This window comes from Halorubrum persicum, from assembly GCF_002727125.1.
GTDB lineage: Archaea > Halobacteriota > Halobacteria > Halobacteriales > Haloferacaceae > Halorubrum > Halorubrum persicum.
On record NZ_NHOA01000145.1, the window covers coordinates 20,301 to 35,861 of the forward strand.

At 70.2% G+C, this 15,561-nt stretch carries 15 protein-coding genes; 7 read left to right on the plus strand and 8 right to left on the minus strand.

The window, feature by feature from the left end:
• Positions 1 to 79 precede the first annotated feature (79 nt).
• From DJ69_RS15540 to DJ69_RS15560, 5 genes are all read right to left on the minus strand, one after another.
• The gene (locus tag DJ69_RS15540; RefSeq protein ID WP_099256440.1) at positions 80 to 1,240 is read right to left on the minus strand and encodes an ATP-NAD kinase family protein; all 1,161 of its coding nucleotides are present in this window, start codon (positions 1,238 to 1,240) and stop codon (positions 80 to 82) included.
• Positions 1,241 to 1,461: 221 nt separating this feature from the next.
• A complete protein-coding gene (locus DJ69_RS15545; RefSeq protein ID WP_099256441.1) occupies positions 1,462 to 2,157 on the minus strand; it encodes a competence/damage-inducible protein A in 696 nt (231 codons plus the stop codon).
• Between the two features lie 68 nt (positions 2,158 to 2,225).
• Positions 2,226 to 2,993, minus strand: coding sequence for a DUF5803 family protein (locus tag DJ69_RS15550; protein ID WP_099256442.1), 768 nt, complete (start codon positions 2,991 to 2,993; stop codon positions 2,226 to 2,228).
• 3 nt (positions 2,994 to 2,996) lie between these two features.
• Positions 2,997 to 3,692 (minus strand): DUF2110 family protein, encoded by a 696-nt coding sequence (locus tag DJ69_RS15555; RefSeq protein WP_099256443.1) that lies wholly within the window; start codon positions 3,690 to 3,692, stop codon positions 2,997 to 2,999.
• Positions 3,692 to 4,216: a transcription factor gene (locus tag DJ69_RS15560; protein WP_095637752.1), complete on the minus strand. Its 525-nt coding sequence runs from the start codon at positions 4,214 to 4,216 to the stop codon at positions 3,692 to 3,694. Before DJ69_RS15560 ends, DJ69_RS15555 begins: the two co-directional genes overlap by 1 nt.
• A gap of 138 nt (positions 4,217 to 4,354) precedes the next feature.
• Between DJ69_RS15560 and DJ69_RS15565 the strand changes: the two genes are divergently transcribed.
• Positions 4,355 to 5,416, plus strand: a complete 1,062-nt coding sequence (locus DJ69_RS15565) for a hypothetical protein (protein WP_245851738.1) — start codon at positions 4,355 to 4,357, stop codon at positions 5,414 to 5,416.
• Positions 5,417 to 5,439: 23 nt separating this feature from the next.
• On the opposite strand, the gene DJ69_RS15570 is transcribed toward DJ69_RS15565, so the two are convergent.
• Positions 5,440 to 6,924, minus strand: a complete 1,485-nt coding sequence (locus DJ69_RS15570; RefSeq protein WP_099256444.1) for a PAS domain-containing protein — start codon at positions 6,922 to 6,924, stop codon at positions 5,440 to 5,442.
• Positions 6,925 to 7,013: 89 nt separating this feature from the next.
• Between DJ69_RS15570 and DJ69_RS15575 the strand changes: the two genes are divergently transcribed.
• Positions 7,014 to 8,528: an ATPase domain-containing protein gene (locus DJ69_RS15575; RefSeq protein ID WP_099256445.1), complete on the plus strand. Its 1,515-nt coding sequence runs from the start codon at positions 7,014 to 7,016 to the stop codon at positions 8,526 to 8,528.
• 7 nt (positions 8,529 to 8,535) lie between these two features.
• Here DJ69_RS15575 and DJ69_RS15580 read toward each other — a convergent pair whose 3' ends face one another.
• Positions 8,536 to 9,126, minus strand: a complete 591-nt coding sequence (locus DJ69_RS15580) for a tRNA (cytidine(56)-2'-O)-methyltransferase (protein ID WP_099256446.1) — start codon at positions 9,124 to 9,126, stop codon at positions 8,536 to 8,538.
• 195 nt (positions 9,127 to 9,321) lie between these two features.
• On the opposite strand from DJ69_RS15580, the gene DJ69_RS15585 reads away from it, so the two are divergent.
• Together DJ69_RS15585 and DJ69_RS15590 are read left to right on the plus strand one after the other, a co-directional pair.
• The gene (locus DJ69_RS15585; RefSeq protein WP_099256447.1) at positions 9,322 to 10,365 is read left to right on the plus strand and encodes a phosphoribosylaminoimidazolesuccinocarboxamide synthase; all 1,044 of its coding nucleotides are present in this window, start codon (positions 9,322 to 9,324) and stop codon (positions 10,363 to 10,365) included.
• 105 nt (positions 10,366 to 10,470) lie between these two features.
• On the plus strand, positions 10,471 to 11,187 hold the full coding sequence (locus DJ69_RS15590; RefSeq protein WP_099256448.1) for a DUF47 domain-containing protein: 717 nt from the start codon (positions 10,471 to 10,473) through the stop codon (positions 11,185 to 11,187).
• Positions 11,188 to 11,199: 12 nt separating this feature from the next.
• Here DJ69_RS15590 and DJ69_RS15595 read toward each other — a convergent pair whose 3' ends face one another.
• Positions 11,200 to 13,869, minus strand: a complete 2,670-nt coding sequence (locus DJ69_RS15595; protein ID WP_099256466.1) for an AAA domain-containing protein — start codon at positions 13,867 to 13,869, stop codon at positions 11,200 to 11,202.
• 111 nt (positions 13,870 to 13,980) lie between these two features.
• Here DJ69_RS15595 and DJ69_RS15600 point away from each other — a divergent pair, with 111 nt between their 5' ends.
• From DJ69_RS15600 to DJ69_RS15610, 3 genes are all read left to right on the plus strand, one after another.
• Positions 13,981 to 14,532, plus strand: coding sequence for a hypothetical protein (locus DJ69_RS15600; RefSeq protein WP_099256449.1), 552 nt, complete (start codon positions 13,981 to 13,983; stop codon positions 14,530 to 14,532).
• Positions 14,533 to 14,610: 78 nt separating this feature from the next.
• Complete coding sequence (locus tag DJ69_RS15605; protein ID WP_099256450.1) at positions 14,611 to 15,132, plus strand: hypothetical protein; 522 nt, start codon at positions 14,611 to 14,613, stop codon at positions 15,130 to 15,132.
• A gap of 54 nt (positions 15,133 to 15,186) precedes the next feature.
• A complete protein-coding gene (locus DJ69_RS15610) occupies positions 15,187 to 15,531 on the plus strand; it encodes a hypothetical protein (RefSeq protein ID WP_099256451.1) in 345 nt (114 codons plus the stop codon).
• Positions 15,532 to 15,561 lie beyond the last annotated feature (30 nt).

Sequence of the window (15,561 nt, forward strand, 5' to 3'; positions counted from 1 at the left end):
ACACCCGTATTTAAAACGCCGTCGCATGGGCGGGTTTTCGCCGTCTTCGCCGAGCGCGCCGGGGCGCCGGGTTTCTGCCTCAGGCGATCTTCATCATCCGCGTCTCGAACTTGCCGACGCGGACGCGCACCCACCCCGCGAGCTCGGCGTCGAGGTCGGGGTCGTCGGTGTCGACCCGGAGCGCCCGCACGTCGTCGAGCTTCGTCCGCGAGGCGACGATCCGCAGGTCACACCGACGGATCACCGCCGGCGACAGCTGCGGGTTCCCGCGACCGAAGACGAACCCCTGCCCGCCGATCGGCGAGACGACGATCACGTTCTCCTCGCCCAGCGCGTCGAGAATCTCCGCCTCGGTCCCGTCCCGGACGAGGACCTCGCCGTCGCGCCACACGTCGACGCCGATCGGCGACGGCTCGAAGCCCAGTTCCTCCTTGATCGCGCCGACGGTCGACCCCGGACCGAGCACGTAGGTGACACCCGCTTCGTCGCTGGCGCGGATGTCGTCCGCGACCCCCTCCGCCAGCGACTCGACGGTCCCGCTTGCGGTCTGTTTCGACGACTGGAGGTCGTCGGCGACCGGGACGCGCGCGACCGCGCGGAGTTCGGGGTGGACCTCCCCCTCGCGATAGGCGTCCTCGTCGATGTCCATCACTTCGCGGCGCTCGGTGCGGGAGAAGGAGGCCGCGACCTCGGCGGCGTCCTCGGGCGAGACGGCGAACACGGACGAGTACACCTTCACGCCGGCGGGGACGCCGAGCATCGGGACCGCGGATCCGGTCCGTTCCAACGCCGTCGCCACGTCGGTCGCCGTGCCGTCGCCGCCGACGAACAGGACCAGGTCCACGGGCTCTGGAGCGTCCGCGGACGCTGGATCGCCCGCGGAGTCCCGAGCGTCCGTGGAGTCTGACCCGGCGCCACCGACGAACCCCTCGACGACGCGCGCGGTGTGTTCGGCCGTCGTCTCCGTGGCGTCGGGCGCCGCGCCGTCGAACGGGTCGATCACGCGGACCGGTTCGAAGCCGGCGTCGCGGACCAGCCGCTCACCCATGGGGTCGGCGGCGGTCGTGACGCGCGCCGCGGACGCGATCGCCGCGAGCCGATCCAGCGCCCGACGCGCGCGGTCGGGGGCGCGGGGTTCCGCGCCGCGGGCGACCGCCTCCGCCACCTTCCCGTCGGTGCCCTTGAGCCCGACGCGACCGCCCATCCCGGCGACCGGGTTCACCACGAATCCGACGTGCATGTCCGGACGTTCGGCGGCGAGCCCTTAAGCGGGCCGCGTCTCGCCGCGGGACAATCAATACTTAAGATGCCCCCAGAACAAGCGCGAACCATGATCCTGGAAGCCGCCCCAGTCGAGCCGCTCCCGATCGACGCGACCGCCACCGCCGTGCTCGTCGCGAGCCTCGTCGTCACCGCGATGTGGCTCGCGTACCTCTACCGCTAGATCCCCGCGTTCTGGGCTCAGTTCTCCGCGTCGACCAACACGGAGCGCTCCCGCACCCACTCGGCGGCGCGCTCGGCCTCGTCGGCGGTCGTCGCCGTGATCTTCACGCGGACGCTCTCGCCGGGATACGATCCGACGCTCACGTCGAACGCCTCCTGTAGCTCCGTGAACCGCTCTAACAGCGCGCTCTCCGGCTCGTCGACGTCGACGACGACGGTGTGGGTCCGGGTCCCCTCGAACTCCTCGGCGACCGACTCGAACATCGCCTTCATCTCGGTCGGGACGCCCGGCAGGACGTACACCGACTCGACGACCGCGCCGGGCGCGACCCCCGCCTCGTTGGAGAGGGGCCGGCAGCCGGTCGGAAGGTGGGTCGTTTCGGCGACGAGGTCGTCCGCGCTGTACCCCTGTTCCGCGAGCCAGTCGGCGGCCTGGTCGTTGGCGGCGAGGTCGCGTCCGAAGGCGGCCGCGACCGCCTCCATCGTCACGTCGTCGTGTGTCGGTCCGAGCCCGCCGGTGACGAGCACGGCGTCGTACTCGGCGTGGTACTCGTTGACGACGCGCGCGATCTCGCCGACCTCGTCGGGGACGACCGTCACCCGACGGACCGTCACGCCGCGGTCGGCGAGCCGGCCGCAGAGCCACGTCGCGTTCGTGTTCTCGGTATCGCCGACGAGGAGCTCGTCCCCGACGGTGACGATTGCGGCGTCCATACCCGCACAAGGCGTCGCGCACTGAAAAAGGGCGTCAGTCGACGGGGCGGCCCCCGCCGGCGGTCGGCTTACTCCTCGTCGTCCTCGTTCACGCCCAACCCCATCTGCCGGCGTCGCTCGCGGAGCGTCTCCAGCTGTCGCCGGAAGTACGCGGTCCCGACGATCGCGGCGATCGCGGCGATCACGAGGATCACCCCGAAGACGAGCAGGTCGGTCTCCCGGTACGACTGGACCACGACCGACCCGCTCGTGACGGAGTCCCACGTGATCCGGTCGCGGCCGTCGACCATCTCGATCTCGTGGGCGCGCGGCGACACGTGCCCGACGATCGGCATATCAGTGCTGAACCCGGGCGGCAGCGTCACCGCGTACGACCCCTCGACGTAGGTGAGCGTGGAGAACCGGCGGGGCGACCCCGTCGCCGAGAGGGCCATCCGTCCGCCCTCCATCTCCTCGCCGAACCGGACCCACGTCTCGTCGGGGGTGCGCTCGATCTCGCCGCCGCGAGCGCGGAACTCGGTCCCGTTGACCACCTCGCCGTCGGCGTACTGGTACCGGAACGCCTCGAACTCGAACGGCTGGTCGCCCGCGTACGGGGTCTGCCGATAGAACCGGATCTCGTCGACGCCGGAGACGTTGTACACGACGGTGTACTGCGTCCCCGTCGACAGGTTGATCGCCGCGTCGCGGTTGGTCTGGAAGTCGTACGCGTGGGGCGGCTCGGCGTCGAGCGTCTCGTTCGCGACGTCGCCGCCGTCGTTGACGTAGGTGAGACAGCCGGCGCTGACGGCCAACAGCGCGACGACCGCGATCGCGAGGGCGAAACGTCGGTTCACGGGTCAGACGACGCAGCGCATCTCGGCCGGGAGGTACGAGCCGATCGCGGCCAACAGCCCCGGCGGGTCGGTGTTCTCGGTGCAGACGACGCTCTGCTCCAAGAGCCCCAGCCGCTCGACCGTGACGATGTCCTGCGCGTGGCCCGCGCGGTTCACGGTCGCGCGGACCTCGCCCCGCGTCGCCGAGTTGACGTTGAGGCGGCCGTCGCCGCGCTGCCAGTCGTACAGGCGGTCGCGCTCGGCGTCGGCCAGCCGACTCGGCTCGGAGTCGGGGTCGCCAACGTCGCCGCCGTAGACGAACCCCACGGGGAGGTGTTGGACCAGCCCGAAGCGTTCGACGACCTGTTCGGGCGACCCCCGCCCGAGGCCGATCTCGTCGGCGGGGATCCGTACGTCGACGCCGGCGTCGACGACGAACCCGTCGCCGTCCCACGATTCGAGGGTACCGACGTACTCCTCACCGGCCGTCAGTCCCTCGTCGTGGGCGACGATCTCGCCCCACGTCTCCGCGAGGACGTTTCGGGCGACCGCGGCGTCCTCGCCGCTCACGTCCGCCTGCACGAAGTCGTCGTCGCGGACGCCGACGTGCCAGTCGACGTCGAGCTCGCCGATGTCGTTGGCGACCAGCGAGTGCATGCCGTCGAGCGCTCGGTCGCGGGCGTCGCCCTCGACGTAGCACTTTGTTGCGAGGACGACCATCAGCCCGTCACGTCCGCGTTGAGTTCGTCACGAAGCTCCTCGACGCGCTGACCCATCGCCTCGCGGAGCCGGTCGTTGTCCATCGACTCCAGCGGGGAGCCGCACTCCGGACACTCGAACCCGAAGTCCATCGCCTCGCCGAACTCGAAGCGGATCGAACACACCTCACAGAGGTAGAACTCGTGGGTGCGCTCGTACTCCTCGCGCTCCTCTAAGGCGTCGAGCAGGCGGTACATCTCCTCCTCGAGGTTCTCCGGGATGTTGTCGTAGTGGAACGTCCAGAGGTACGTGAGCCACCCCGAGTCCTCGTCGCGCACCCGGCGGTAGGTGGCGAGGTCGTTCTCGTACAGGATGAACAGCGCGCGTCGGACGTCGTTGAGCTCCAGTCCGAGCTCCTCCGCCAGCTCCTCGTCGGTGACCTCGCCGTCGGGCGGCGCGGCCGCGACCGGCATCCCCGTCGGCCCCACCAGCTCGTGGAGGTACTTCTGGATGACGGGGTCGTTCAGTAGATCCTCAAAAGCCATTACGTGGATCTGATGGAGGAACCGGGTTAAAAGCTCCGAAAGGTGCGGTCATCGGTGTCCACGATCGCCTCCGTAGAAACCGGATTGCGCTATCGCCTCCGGCAAAGCTTTACCCCGCGTGTGACACGACACGGTCGTATGACAGCGACCGGTGATACGGGGGACGAGTCCGGCTCACCGGCGGGGTCGTCGGGATCCGGCGAGCCGGCCGCCCCGAACGCCCCGGACGAGACCGGCTCCCGGCCGCCGAAAACGCGGATCCGTCGGGCCGTCGGCGCGCTCGCGCTCCTCTCGGTTCCCGTCCTGCTCGCCGCAGTCCCGCTGGTTCCCGTCGCCGCCCTCCTCGGGCCCGCCGGGCTCAACGTCGCGGGTCCGGGGGCGGTCGGGGGGCTCCTCGCCGCCGTCGTCGTCGGCCTCGGGGGCTCCGCGCTCTGCGGTCCGATCGTCGTGGACCGCCGGATCGCGCGGCTCCCCGAGTCCGAGCTCGACGACCGCCCGGCCGACTTCGTCGCAGACCGCGTCGCGACCCTCGCAGGCGAGGTGGGCGTCGACGCCCCCGACGTGACGGTCGTCCGCGCCGACGCCGCCAACGTCGCCGTCGCCGACGGGTATCGCGGGGCGCGGCTCGTCGTCTCGACGCGGCTGCTCTCGCTGCCGAAAGCCGACCGCGACGCCGCCCTCCGCCACGCGCTCGTCCGACTCCGGACCCGAGAGGCGCTCGTCGCGACCGCGCTGCTCCCGGCGCTCGGAGCCGTCGAGACGATGGCCCTCCTCGCGACCCTGCTCGTCGGGCGGCGCGGCGAACGGACCGCGGCGGACCGCCGGGTCAACCGGATCCACGGGTACGAGCCGGAGCGAGAGCGGATCCCGTCGTGGGCGTACGCGATCGCGGGGGTCGCGCTCTGGATCCTCCTCCTGCCGGCGTGGATTCCGGCCGCCGTCGGCGACCGCCTCTACGTCGCGGGCGGGCGCCGGGACGCCGACGGCGCGGTCGCGCGGGCCGGGGCGCCCCAGCGCGACGGGCTCGGCAACGCGGTCGCGTTCGCCAGCGACGCCGCCGGCGCCGCCGACTGGCCGCCGCTCCTCGATCGCCTCTCCCTCGTCTCGATGGCGGACGCCGAGACGGGCCGCGTGCGGGGAACGAGCCGGCAGGAGGCGCGGGTGCGTCTCGCGCGGCTCCGGTCGAAACGGACGCTGTAGCCCGGGGTCGGCGACGCGCGCGGTCAGGGATGCGCCGGGACGGTCATCCGGAGAAGCGTTCCGTTCCCCTCGGACGACTCCACCCAGAACTCCCCGCCCGCCTTGTTCACGACCCAGTACATCAGCCAGATCCCGAGCCGGTCCGCGTGCTTCAGCGAGGTCTCGCCCCGGTCGAGGACGTGCGTCTCGTGTTCCGGGATGCCCGGTCCGTCGTCTTCGATCTCGATCTCGATCCACTCCTCGTCGCGGCGCTCGACGCGTATCCAGACGGTCGGGTTCGGGCCGTCGTTGTGCTTGACCGCGTTCTCCACGGCCTCCTCGATGGCCGTCTGGAGCCCCACCACGCTCACGGAGAGGGAGTCGTCGTCGGGGAGCGAGAGCTCGAACGTCGCGTCCGGGTACTGGTCGGCCATCTGGCTGAGTAGCTCGGAGAACCGGTCGCGTAGATCGACCTCCGCCTCGCCCAGTTCGGATCCCGAGAACGTGTGTTCGATCTTCCGCACCGCCTCCGCGATCCCCATCAGGTCGTCGGTCGTCTCCCTGATCACCTCGAGCGACTTCTGTCGCTGTTCCTCGTCGGGGTCGCCCCGCAACAGATCCGTGTACCCCTCGATGAGGTTCATCTTGTTCCGGAGGTTGTGGTTGAGCACCCGGCTCATCACCTCCAGCCGTCGCTCCCGGATCTTCCGGTCCGTGATGTCCATTTGGAAGCCGACGAACCGGGTCACGTCACCGTCCTCGTCGTGGATCGGCGCGACGATGAGCCGGTTCCAGAACTTCTGTCCGTTCGCGCGGTAGTTCAGGATGTCGGTGGAGATCGGGCGCTCGTCGTCGATCGCCTCGCGGATCGCCGCCGTCGTCGCGGGGCTCGTCTCCTCGCCCTGCAGGAATCGGCAGTCCTTCCCGAGCATCTCCGGGCCGTAGCCGGTGAGCCGCTCAAACTCCTCGTTGACGTAGGTCAGCGGGTTGTTCTCCTCCCCCGGATTCGCGAGGGTAATGCCCATGGGCGCCTCGTCCATCGCCTGCTCCTTCTTCCGGAGCTCCTCGATGGCGGCCGACAGCCGCTGTTCGCGGTTGGCGAGTTGGAGGGTCGTGTACCGTCGCTCGATGAGATTCCCGATCCGGGTTCGGAGCGCCCGCCTGCGCACCGGGAGCTCGATGATGTCGTCGACGCGGTCCCACGCGGCCTCCGTCGTCTCCCGGGCGGTGTCGCCGCTCGCCAAGAGCACGAACGGGAGAAACGCCGGCGACGCGCGCTCTCGTCGCGCTTCGATCGCTTCGGCGACCCGCACGAACGTCTCGGTGTCGAAGATACAGCAGTCGAACGCCGACTCGACCGCCGACGGCTCGACCCCCGTCTCGATCTGATAGCGTTCGCCGAGCGCATCGGCCACCAGGTCGCGGTCGCGCCCCGGTTGCATGAACAGCAGGATCCGGACCTCCTCGTCCGGTTCCAGCGGTTCGCCGGAGGGGGCGCCGGTGGCGGTCCCCACAGGGCCAGGGGGCATGTCTCTTAGAGGGACGCCACGCGACCACTAAGAGGTATCCATTGAACGCCTTCCAACCCATTAACTACCCTCCGTCCGGAGTGGGCCGTATGTCAACGCCACTCGCCGAGCGCGCCTCGACCGGTATCGCGGGGCTCGACGAGGTGCTGTCGGGGGGCCTCGTTCCGGAGCGGAGCTACATGGTCCGCGGGCAGGCCGGGAGCGGAAAGACGATGTTGGGCTTTCACTACCTTCAGCAGGGGATCGACGAGGGGGAGACGGCGCTCTTCATCAACCTCGAAGAGGACATCCGCGACCTGAAGGAGAACGCCGCGGCGCTCGGCTTCGACACCGACGCGATCGAGTTCCTGGACCTGAGTCCGAGCGCGGACGTGTTCGTCGACGACGACTCGTACGAGGTGTTCGAGGCCGCCGAGGTCGAGCGGGAGCCGCTGACCGAGAAGATCGTCGACGGCGTGACCGCGGTCGATCCCGACCGCGTCGTCGTCGACCCGTTGACGCAGCTCCGCTTCCTGTTGTCCGACGACTACCAGTTCCGAAAGCAGGTGGTCGGGTTCATGCGGTTCCTGAAAGACCAGGAGGTGACGGTGCTGTTCACCGTCCAGAACACCCCGTCGCTGCCGACGGACGACCTCGAGTTCATCACCGACGGGACGATCCAGCTCGACGCGGCGGAGTACGGCAAGACGGTCCGCGTTCCGAAGTTCCGCGGGTCGTCGACGCAGAGCGGCGACCACGCCTACCGGATCACGGACGCGGGCATCGAGGTGTACCCCGCGCTCCAGCCCGGGACGCGGGACGGGACCCTCGAGTTCGAGCAGATCTCGTCGGGGATCCCGGAGGTCGACGAGCTGCTTCACGGCGGGATCGAACGCGGCACCGTCACCATCGTGAGCGGACCGACCGGGGTCGGAAAGACGACCCTCAGCACGCAGTTCATGAAGGAGGCCGCGGGGCGGGGAGAGCGCTCGGTCATCTACCTGTTCGAGGAGAACAGGGAGACGTTCCTCGCCCGGTCGCGGGCGGTCAACATCCCCGTCGACGAGATGCTGGCGAAGGGAACGCTTCAGGTGACGGAGGTGGAGGCGTTAGAGCGGTCGCCACAGGAGTTCGCCCGCATGGTCCGCGACGAGGTCGAGGAGGAGGGGGCCGACATCGTCATGATCGACGGCATCTCCGGGTACCGGCTGACGCTGCGCGGCGATGAGGAGCAGATGCTCCAGCAGATGCACGCGCTCGGTCGGTACCTCAAGAACGCGGGCGTCACCGGCATCTTCGTCGACGAGACGCGGAACGTGACGGGGGAGTTCCACGCGACGATGGAGAACATCAGCTACCTCGCCGACAACATCGTCTTCCTCCGGCACCTCGAGGTCGGCGGCGAGCTCCGCAAGGCGATCGGGGTGTTGAAAAAGCGAACGAGCGACTTCGAGCGGACGATCCGCGAGTTCCGGATCACGGAACACGGGATCACCGTCGGCGAGCCGATGTCGCGGCTCCGCGGTATCCTGAGCGGCACGCCGGAGATCGTCGATCGAGAGCCGGAGCGGGAGCCGGAGCGGGAACCGGGGCGGCGGTCGAGGCGGCGCGACGCCGACGAGTGAGAGGCGGTTAGTCGCGGTCCGCGGTCGTCGGACCGCCGTCCCCGGGTTCCGAGCCGTCGTCTCCGGCGTCGACCACCGTCTTCCCGGTCGCTTCCGGCATCACCCGACGGTCGGCGTCCTCCCACTCGCGGTCGAGCTCCGCGCCCTCGAACAGCCGGTCGAGGAAGACCGCGAGCCCGGCGACCTCGGAGTGCGGCTGATTCGTCACGCCCACGTTGAAGTCGGCGCGCTCGTACAGCTCCCACGGCACCTTCTCGCCGCCCACCACGACGAGGAGGTCGCCGCCGCCGGCGACGGCCTCGCGAACGTCCCCCTCCACGTCCTGGACGCGCTCGCCGTACATCGTGAGGTGCGCGACCGTCCCCTCCCAGTTCCGAACGATCGCCGTCTGGTCGTCGCGCAGTTCGACCCCGAACGGGCCGCCGAACCGGTCGGTGATGTCTCGCACCGTCTCCGCCGACTGCCCGGCGTTGTCGGGAAACACCACCCGGTCGGCACCGAGCGCCCGGGCCGTGAGCCCGACGTGCGTCGTCATGCGGTCGTCGCGTCCGGGACGGTGGCCGTACCGGAGGACGACGACCTCGCGCGCATCGTTCATGGTCGGTCGTGCGCCCGCGAACGGCGTGGTCCTTTCGATGCGACCGCGGCGCCCGAGAGGCGACGCCGACCCGAGACGAGCGCGACCGTACTCGCGGACGTTCTACAACACAACCGTGGATCGTTTTTGCTGAAACGCGATCGAGGTGACCACGTAAGTGAAAGATTCATGGGGGAGGCGGTCGCCGGATGAGGTATGACGAGCGTCAAGGAGTTCCGCGTCGACGACCCCGCGACCGCCGGCTCGCTCGGCCGCGGCCGGTTCGTCTTCACCGACGCCTACTCGGTGTTCGACTGGGGACAGATGCCGGACGCGATCCCGCGAAAGGGCGCGAGCCTCTGTACGATGGGCGCGTTCAACTTCGAACTGCTGGAGGCGGCGGGCGTCCCGACGCACTACCGCGGCGTCGCGGATCCCGACTCGGGCGAGATCGTCTCGCTCCCCGACGCGTCCGCCGCGCCGGCGGAGATGGCGATCGACCTGACGCAGGTCCCCGACCTCCCGTACGAGGGGCCCGACGCGGGGTACGACTACGACGCTTTCCACGCGGCGGGCGGCGAGAACTACCTCGTCCCGCTGGAGATCGTCTTCCGGAACCGGGTTCCGGTGGGGTCCAGTCTGCGGCGGCGCACCGATCCCGCCGACTTCGGGCTCGACGCGGCGCTCGGGCTCGACGACTGGCCCGACGAGCCGGTCGATCTCCCCGAGCCGGTCGTGGAGTTCTCGACGAAGTACGAGCAGCAGGACCGCTACCTCACCCGAGACGAGGCCGACCGGATCGCCGGCGTCGCCGAGATCGACGCCCTCGAATCGCTCGCGCGCGACGTGAACCGGATCGTGACCGAGCGCGCCGACGACGCGGGGTTCGTCCACGAGGACGGGAAGATCGAGTGCCTGTACGTCGACGGGGAGCTCCGCGTCGCCGACGTGGTCGGCACCTTCGACGAGAACCGCTTCTCCTACGGCGGGCGAGGGATCTCGAAGGAGGTCGTCCGGCAGTGGTACAAGACCAACGACCCCGCGTGGGTCGAGGCCGTGAAAGAGGCGAAAGCGGCGGTCGCCGACCGCGACATCGACGACTGGCGCGAGCTCTGCGAGCCCGACCCGGACCCGCTTCCGCCGGCGGTCGTCGACGCCGTCGCCGACCTGTACGCGGCCGGCACGAACGCGTACACCGACCGTGAGTGGTTCGACGCCCCCGACATCGACGCGGCGCTCGACGCGGCCGACGGAGTGTAGTCCCGACGAGAGGGTCGCCGATCGCCCGGAGAACGCCCGGGAGAACCCTCACGATCGACGAAACGCGAGAGAAACTCTTTACCGCCGACGCGCGTGGGTCGCCACATGTCCACCGACGCAAGCTTCGGGGAACGGCTCGAAACCCAGACGGTCGCGTACCTCGACCAGATCGACGACTGCGTCGCCCTCCTTCCGCGGGCGCTCGACGAGTACGCGAGCGACGACGAGTTCCGCGAGACGGTCGACGAGATCGCCGCGCTCGAAAGCGAGTGCGACGACCGGGTCCGGGAGATCAGGGGGACGATCACCGACGCCGGCCCCGACGATATCGGCCTGCTCAACACCCGAATCAACTTCAACGAGTCGGCGCTGCTCGACTTTTACAACGAGCTCGACGTGGTTCCGAACCACACCGAGCGGATCGTCCAAGAGATCGCGATGATGCGCCCCGACGCCGCCGTCCCCCCGTTCCGGGACATGCGCGAGATGGCCACCCGTATCGCCGAGATGACGGTGATCCTCGGCGACGTGGTCGAGGGGTTCGTCCGCGGGCTCGCGCGGAGCGACGCCACCGCGACGCTCACCGAGGGGATAGCGCGGATCCGCGCGCTGGAGAGCGAGTGCGACGAGCTCCGCAACGCCGCCATCGAGTCCGCGTTCGCGGAGGACGCGGTCGATCAGCCGCTCGTCTACCGCGAGATCGCGATCCTCTTTGACGAGCTCGCGAACACGATCGAGGACCTCACCGACCGGATCGTCGTGATCGCCAGCAAGGAGCCGGGGATCGTCGCCGAGCGGAGCCCCGAAACGGACGAGAACTGATCGGCGAGTCGCTCACCGCCGCGCCCAGTCGAGCAGGCGCTCGTAGAAGGGCTCCGAGGCGAGCGCGTCGGCGTCGCCGACCAGCGTCAGCTGCTTTTTCGCCCGCGTGAGCGCGACGTTCATGCGCCGGTGGTCCTCGAATATCGGCCCGTCGAGGCCGCCGGTCGCGACCAGCGAGACGACGATCACCTCCTTCGAGGAGCCCTGGAAGCGGTCGACCGTGTCGACGGTGACCGCGGTGCGCCGGCCGATCTCGGCGACCTGCGCACGGAACGGGGCGATCACGCCGATGTCGTCCGGGTCGACGCCGGCGGCGACGTAGGCGTCGACGATCGCCGCGACGCGCTCCGCTTCCCGGACGTTCCGGTTGCCGTCGCGGCTCCCGTCGGGATCGACGAAGTCGACGCCGCCGGCGAGTTCGGGCGCGAGGGAGTCGAGGTCGACGCCGAGGTCGCCGAGGGTCTGCCCGGCCACCTCTGGCGTCGCCGGGCGGAGCGCGCCGTCGTAGAACTCCGCGGAGGCGAACGCCTGAATGCGCTGGCTCATCCGGTACTGGCGGTCGAGCATGACGCTCGCGTCGGGGTACGTCTCGATGAGCCGCTGGAACAGCGATGTCTGGAGGTCGTTCTCCGCGCGCACGACCGGCGGGAGCTGCTCGTGGTCGCCGACGAGCACGAACCGGTCCGCGCGGTTGATCGCGGCGTGGGTCCCCGGCTCCGTGAGCTGGGAGGCCTCGTCGACGAGCGCCACGTCGAACTCGCACTCGCGGAGGACGCGGGAGCCGCAGGCGGCGGTGGTGGCGGCGACGACCGGCGCGTCGCGTAGTTCGGCGGCCTTCGCGTCGGGGTCGCCGCGCTGGACGAGCCGCACGTCCTGCATGTCGCCGCGGACGCCGGTCTCGGTCCCGACTCGGAGCACGTCGTCGAACCCCTGATCGCGGAGCGCCTCGAGGGCGTTGTCGACCGCGCGGTTGGTGAACGCCGAGAGCAACACCCGGTTCCCCTCGGCGACCAGCGCGCGGATCGTCCGGGCGATGGTGTACGTCTTCCCGGTACCCGGCGGACCGTGGATCAGCGCGCAGTCCTCGGCGTTGACGGCGAGTTCGACGGCCTCGTTCTGCGCGCCGTTGTTGTCGATGTAGGCGTCGGGGGCGTCCGCGGGGCGGTCGTCGGGGTCCCGGAACGCCGGCTCGCGCCGCCCGAACAGCACGTCCTTGCGCCGCTCGCTCNNGAGCGAGCGGTCGACCGAGATCTCGGAGGGGTACACGTCGAGCCGCCGGAGCGCGACCGGCTCGTCGGTCTCGACGACGACCTCGTCGCCGTCGAGCGCGGTGATCCGACCGAGTTCGCCGTGGCCGGTCACGGGGTCGCCGTCGCTCGCGAGCGCCACGTCGCCCTCGCGGAGCTTCGAGACGGCGTCGCCCGGTTTTCGGGCGCGAAGCTCCCACCGGGCGTCGTCGATCTCCGTCTGGGAGACCGGTTCGAGGTCGATCAGCGCCCGATCGTCCGCGGCGCGCTCCTCGGGGGTCTGCTCCCACAGCTTGCGGTACTCGGCGTGGGTCTCGCGGCGCTCCTCTTCGAGGGCGACGTAAAAGCGGTCGAAGTAGTCGCGCTCCTCGTCGGGGACCGGGCTCCCGACCGATCCCGCCTTCGACTCCTGATCGAGCCGCCCGGAGACGACCATGCAGGTGTCCTGCTCGAAGCAGTACTCACAGTTGGCGTCGGCCTCGTACCCCGTCGGGACGGTGGGGCGCTCGCCGGGGTCGCCGAGCGCCCGCCACTCCATCGCCGCGAGGGCGTTGCGCTCGCGGACGACGAACTCCAGCAGGCCGCGGCCCACCGAGAACTCCTTGGCGGGCGCCAGATCGCCGGTCGCCTCGTTGCGGTCGAGCGCGGTGTTCTTCGTGTACAGCAGCGTGCCGATGTCCGGGTCGACGCCGCGCTCCTCGAGCATCAGTGCGTAACACGCCGCCTGAATCTTGTCGTGGAAGCGCGGCTCCCGCTTGGTGTTCTTCCCGGTCTTCAGCTCGACGGGGGTCCCGCGACGGAGCGCGTCGGCGCGTCCCTTCAGGCCGAACGTCGGCGAGATGAGGGTGAACTCCGACCGCCACGTGTCCTCGTCGGTCAGCGTCCCCTGCGAGAGCCACCCCTCGATCGCGGCGGCGTTCCGGCGCACCTCGTCGGCGACCTCCTCGGGCTCGTACCCCAACAGCCCGAGCTCGAGCCCCGCCTCGTCGACGCGGTCGGCGACGGACGCCTCCAGCTCCATCCCGCGGAGCAGGTCGCCGAACACCTCGTGGACGACGGTCCCCTTGACGACGGGGTAGTTCAGCGGGATCCCGGAGAGCTTGTTCAGGTAGTACATCCGCGGGCACTGCACCCACGACCGGATCCCGGTCACGTCGACGAGGAAGTCGGGCTCGAGCACGACCCACGAGTCGCCGGTGGTGGCGTACCCCGTCTCGCCGCCGAACTCGTCCTCCTCGGCGTCGGTGACGAGCAGTTCCATCCCGGCTTCGGCGTGCTCGGCGGTCTCGGTCCACTTCCCCCACAGCGTCACGTCGACGGCGTCGCCCGCACCGCGGTCGGGCCGGATCCGGATCTCGCGGAGCTCGCGGTCGCCGTACGACGTCGACACCGTCCGCGCCTCTCCGACGGAGAGGATCGGCCCCCGAACGTTCACGGCCGTCATCGGCGGCGCCCTCGAAAAGCGCTGTCGGTGGGGTGACCGACTCGGCTCCGGCTGACCGGGACCGACACCGTCATGGGCCGCTGCCGCGTAGCAGACGCCGACATGCGCGTGCGAGACTGGGACGACATCCTCGCCGAGGTCGCGAGCGACTCGACCGACCCCGACGGCTGGCGCGCGGTCGCCGGCTCCAGGCGCGGCGGGCTCGGCGAGGACCTCTACTTCGGCCACCCGGGCGTCGGCGTCTACCACCTGAAGACGTACGCGAAGAACCCCCGCGACCTCCGCGGCGTGGGAACCCGCGTCGCCCGCCGGGTCGACGACGAGCTCGACCCCCTGCTCCCGAACGACGAGTCGCCCGGGCGGTTCGCGGTGCAGTCGCCGCCCGAGGACGAGGCGCAGGCGGAGGACGTGGCGACCCGGCTGCGCGAGACGCTGAAGGTCCACGCGGAGGCGCCCACGAGCCCCGATCACCTCTTCGAAGACGTGATGGAGGCGGTCGACTCGCCGGCGTTCGGCCCGATGGACTACGAGTTCGACGGCCGCCCCGACGAGCTCGACGACCTCTCCGACACCTTCGAGGAGGCCGAGGAGCTCCTCTCGTCCGAGCTCGAGGACCTGATCGACGAGGACGACGTGGACCGCGGGTTCCACTGATCCGGGCGTACAACGCCGGCTCGAAATCCGGGACTCGTCCGCCGACGGCCATTTATAAGTGACGACCGTACGATCCGCATGAGCTACCCGGTCACGTACTACTGTCCGCACTGCGGGACGCTCGTCGAACTTGCGCGCGAGGGGTACCTCGCGGACAAGTCGGTGACGCCGTACCCCCTCGAGGGGTGGTCGTACGTCGACCCGACGGCCCCGTTCGACGGTGACGGTGAGGGCGACGCGGGGAGCGACACCGACGCCGCGGGGGACGCCGGGAGCGACGACGAACGCGACGACGATGCGAGTGACGCCGACGGCGTCCGGTTCGTCTGCGGCGAGAGCGACGGCGTCGACTGGGACCCGCTCGACGGGGTGCGCGGCGGCGACGTCGGCGGCGACGAGCCGTACCGGGAGCCGAACCCTGACGGCGTCGGCTGCGGCGAGCCCTTCTACCTCTCGTTCGTGCGCTACGAGGCGGGCCGCGAGGTCGAGCCGCGATCCGAGTCGGAGTTGGTGGAGATCGATCCCGATCCCCGCCCGAGCGGGCCGCGCGGACCGAGCGGGCCGTCCGGGCCCGACGGCTCGGACGGCGGCTTCTGGTAAGGCCACCACCCTCCGCGACCGTAGCATTATGTCGCTGAGGCGTGACGGAGGGGTATGGCGGACACCAAATCGGGACGCGACAAACAGGCGCGGGACGAGGAGCGCCGACGAATTCGACGAGATATCTCGGAGGCCCGAGAGCGCGGCGACGAGCCAGAGCCGGTCGCAGACCCGCCGACCGAATGCCACCGTCGGGGCTGTTCCGAGCCGGTGGCGTTCTCGGTCACCGAGCGGTATCAGGAGGAGACCGGCGCGGGCGCCGTGGAGGCGACCGCGTTCCTCTGTGCGGACCACACCGCCGACGAGTCGCCGGCGAACGTGGAAGCCGCGTACGAGGGGTATCTCTTCCACGTCGAACCGGTCGGCGACGACGCCGTCGACGCCGACGCGGACGACTGACAAACCACTTACTGCGGGAGCGAGAAGGAC